The organism is Staphylococcus ureilyticus (assembly GCF_002902235.1).
Taxonomy (GTDB): Bacteria; Bacillota; Bacilli; order Staphylococcales; family Staphylococcaceae; genus Staphylococcus; species Staphylococcus ureilyticus.
Map to the genome: position 1 here is coordinate 1 of NZ_PPRL01000119.1, position 3,984 is coordinate 3,984.

General features: G+C 28.8%; 3 protein-coding genes. 1 reads left to right on the forward strand and 2 read right to left on the reverse strand.

The genetic code is table 11. The annotated features are described in order from the left end of the window. The first annotated feature begins 370 nt into the window (after positions 1-370). The gene (locus CD150_RS10950; RefSeq protein ID WP_103161586.1) at positions 371-1,645 is read left to right on the forward strand and encodes a cation:dicarboxylate symporter family transporter; all 1,275 of its coding nucleotides are present in this window, start codon (positions 371-373) and stop codon (positions 1,643-1,645) included. Between the two features lie 230 nt (positions 1,646-1,875). Here the strand turns inward: CD150_RS10950 and CD150_RS10955 are convergent, their stop codons facing one another. Further along, complete coding sequence (locus tag CD150_RS10955; protein WP_019468837.1) at positions 1,876-2,217, reverse strand: DUF4889 domain-containing protein; 342 nt, start codon at positions 2,215-2,217, stop codon at positions 1,876-1,878. Positions 2,218-2,363: 146 nt separating this feature from the next. After that, positions 2,364-3,984, reverse strand: a 1,621-nt coding sequence (locus CD150_RS10960) for a helix-turn-helix domain-containing protein (RefSeq protein ID WP_142382338.1), incomplete at its 5' end; no start/stop codon positions are given.

The following is a 3,984-nucleotide window of genomic DNA, read 5'->3' on the forward strand; positions in this document are numbered from 1 at the left end:
CTTTTATCGTATAGATTACTTTAGTAAAAATTAAAAAACATAAGCATTTTGAGCACTATTCCAAGTGAAATGTATATAAAAATCATACCGATTTCTTATGTTACTCAAATAAAAAATAGACTAAAAGAGTAGTGGTTTTATTTGTGATTATATCATTATATCTAACTTTTAGTAAGCGATCATAGCGTGATATCATAGTCTTTAACGCCAATTTTGTATATTTGTCAAAATAATTATGTTACTTATATATATAAAATGAGTAAAAATAAAAATTAAGTGTAATATCAACTCTTTTTACCGAAAAAATTTATATTTATATAAAAATTATTTTGATATAATTAAGCAATGTCAGAAAAAGGGGAGAAACATCATGGCAATTATAAGAAGAATCAGTTTACCAATGCAAGTTATTATCGCTTTGGTATTAGGTGTTATCGTAGGCCTATTACTTTATGGGCACGATGAAATTGCAAATTACATTAAGCCTTTTGGCGATGTCTTCTTGAATTTAATAAAAATGATTGTAATTCCAGTTGTTTTTTGTTCACTAGCATTATCTATATCCAATGTAGGTGAATCTAAAACAGTGGGACGTTACGGTTTTAAAACAATTTTATATTTTGAAATTATAACAACAATAGCTATAGGACTAGGTATACTTTTTGCGAATATATTTAAACCAGGGAAAGGTTTAGATCCAGATAAATTACCCAAAGGTGATATTTCAACATATGAATCCTCGGCAAAAGCTGCCGAATCATCTACATATGGAAATCACTTTATCGGTACAATTGTAAACATTGTGCCTCAAAATCTTTTCGAGGCATTGACTTCAGGTGAATTACTACCAATCATTTTCTTTGCAGTGTTTTTTGGTGTTGCATTATCAGCAATTGGTAAAAAGGCAGAACCTGTAAAAGCGGTTTTAAGTGGTTCATTAGAAGCTGTGTTTTGGATGATTAATAAAATATTGAAATTAGCACCTATTGGCGTATTCGCATTTATTTGTACGACAATTATGACTTTTGGTGCTTCAGCATTAATACCATTATTAAAATTACTATTAGTGGTTATCGGTGCAATGATATTCTTTATTATTGTTGTACTTGGTATCGTAGCTAGATTATGCGGTATTAGTATTTTCTCTATTATTAAAATACTAAAAAATGAACTAGTATTAGCATTTTCAACATCAAGTTCTGAATCTGTGTTACCAATAATAATGAAAAAAATGGAAAACTTTGGTTCTCCAAAAGATATTACTTCATTTGTAGTACCAATTGGATATACATTTAACCTTGATGGATCTGCATTATATCAATCAATAGCAGCCTTATTTGTTGCTCAGATGTATGGCATCGATATGTCCATCGGCCAACAAATCATGTTAATGGTTACTTTGATGGTTGCTTCAAAAGGTATGGCGGGCGTACCAGGAGTATCAATTGTAGTACTTATTACAACATTGACAACAATGGGATTACCAGCTGAAGGACTGGCATTGATTATCGGTGTCGATAGACTATTAGATATGGTACGAACTTGTGTAAATGTATTAGGTAACGCATTATCTACCATTGTTATTGCAAAATGGGAAAATGCTTATGACAAAGAGAAAGGTCAAGCCTATCTAAAATCGATATAAACTAAATTAAAATTCTGACATTTTGCACTGAATAGAAAATAAATCTATTCAGTGCTTTTTTGTTAATTACGGTTATATTATGTTAATTATAAAACAACAACAGTAGGATGTTTTTGAAAACAAGTGATGGGTTAAACAAAATTAATGTTATTTAAGGCACAAACAGCCCCATAAGCACTTCACTTCTAAGAAGTGCTTATGGGGCTGTTTTGTGACGCGGTTTTACTTATTTACATGCCTTTCATGTCCATATCGTGAATTTTCATCATTAGACCATGCGGAATGTCATCGTGATCAACGACTTCCATTTTACTATAAGTGTCTTCGTCCTCAGATTTAATAAGTTTTACAAAATCACCTTTTTTAGGATTAAATCCTGATTTAGAAGGTATTTTTACATTTTCCTCTACTTCATGGTCTTTTTCACTCACTACTTTATCAGCAGTTGTACTATTTTTCATGTAGCCGAAGTATGTCTCTTTTTGACCACCAGAAACCATCATAATAACTAAGACAATAGCTACAATCACCATTACTGCACTGATAATAATTGCAAACATTTTATTTTTCAAAATTAGATTCTCCTTTATATATCTTTACTTCAGTTATATCTGATATTTTAGCATAATGCAATTGAAGTATAAGCGATGACAAAACTTTTAAATTAAATTGTGCTAATATGTACTTATTTTTAAAGTTTCATGTCTATGCTACACTATTATTTATTTGTAGGTGATAAGCGAATGTATTTCACCTCATCTCGACCAATATCAAACTCAATAGATGTGTGTGGATAGGTAGTGTGTCGTAATTCTGATTTTGGCATATTTGAACGTTCTATATTTTTTAACAGTGATTGTTCAATGAAAATATCATTAAATATAGGAGGTAAAGCATAATCTATAAAACTATGTTCTCTATTTAACGTACGTATAAATAAAATTAATTTTGAAATAATTGTTTGTTGTTTTAATATAAACTTTCGCTTGTTTAACGTTGTGTGCGTATTGGCATTGAATAATAGTAAATGTGTACATTGTTTATCTTTTGCAACTAAATAATTAGGTTGTATTAATATCGCTTTTCCATAAAATGGCTTTAAGAATTGCATTATATATACAATGGGTTCATATATGCCGTGATGATTCATTAATGCAACGTCACATATACATTTATTCATTAGTTCATAGCCAACAGCAGAACCATTTTTAATTAATTGTATTGTATGTTGCATAATTTCTGATATTCCTAAAGGCGCTTTTTGATTATATTGAGTGAAGTGATTTTTAGTAAGTTTTGAGTACACACATTTATTAGGTTGTAGCTTAGAAAGTGTGACGAATTTATTATAATAATCACTATAACTTGATACATTATCGAATTGATGGCTATGCTTTAATAACATTGTACGTAATTCGCTACGTTCTACATCAATAAAATTAAAGTCAAAATTAAATCTATGTAAGAGTGTAAAAGTGTGTTTAAGGCTTTGAGTTTGGGTTAACACGCCTTCTACATTGATTGCTAATTTGATATTAATATTTAAACTTCTGACTTTAATGTACAATCTGTTTATATCATTTAACTTTAAGTATTCTGAATCAAATAGAATCATAAAGTTATACATATTACCATTAGCATGATATTTAGGTTTGAATATTAAAAATTGGGAAATCACTTGTTCTATTTTTTTATATTCTTCGATGGATTTAATTCTAATAACTACGCCTATACAGTTAGAAAAAATAGCATCGATAAAATTGACAATCCCATTTAAATTGAGTGAAGCTGATGCTAGGTTGCTCACATTATTTATAAGTAAATAGCAGTTTGTAAGGTCACTAAAATTAAGTTTTTGATTTAAATTTGTTTGAATTATATCCATTAGATTATCAATATGAATAAAGATGGTAGGTTGTTTTGCCAAATCATTATACTTTAAGTGGTCTAAATTGATAATTTCGTTATCAAGTGCTTGATTATGGTCATCTAAGTAGGCTTTGAAATAGTGTGAATATCCGCTAATATCAGTTGTTAATAACGTAATAGGATTATTGTGCAATATATTAAGCTTTTTTCTGTAAGCAAGCGGTGTTAACTTGAGATGATATTTGAATTGATGAGTATAGTTAGCATAATGATTGAAACCCATATTTTCAGAAATAAGATAAATGGTTTTGTTACTATTAATAAGTTCATTAAGAGAAAGCGCAATTTTTAAACTTACTACATAATGTTTAAAGCTAATACCTAAATATTTTTTAAATAAAATCGATATATAAGAACTAGAAATATAAAAAATTGAAGAAATTTCTTTGGACATGATATGTTGTGTAATG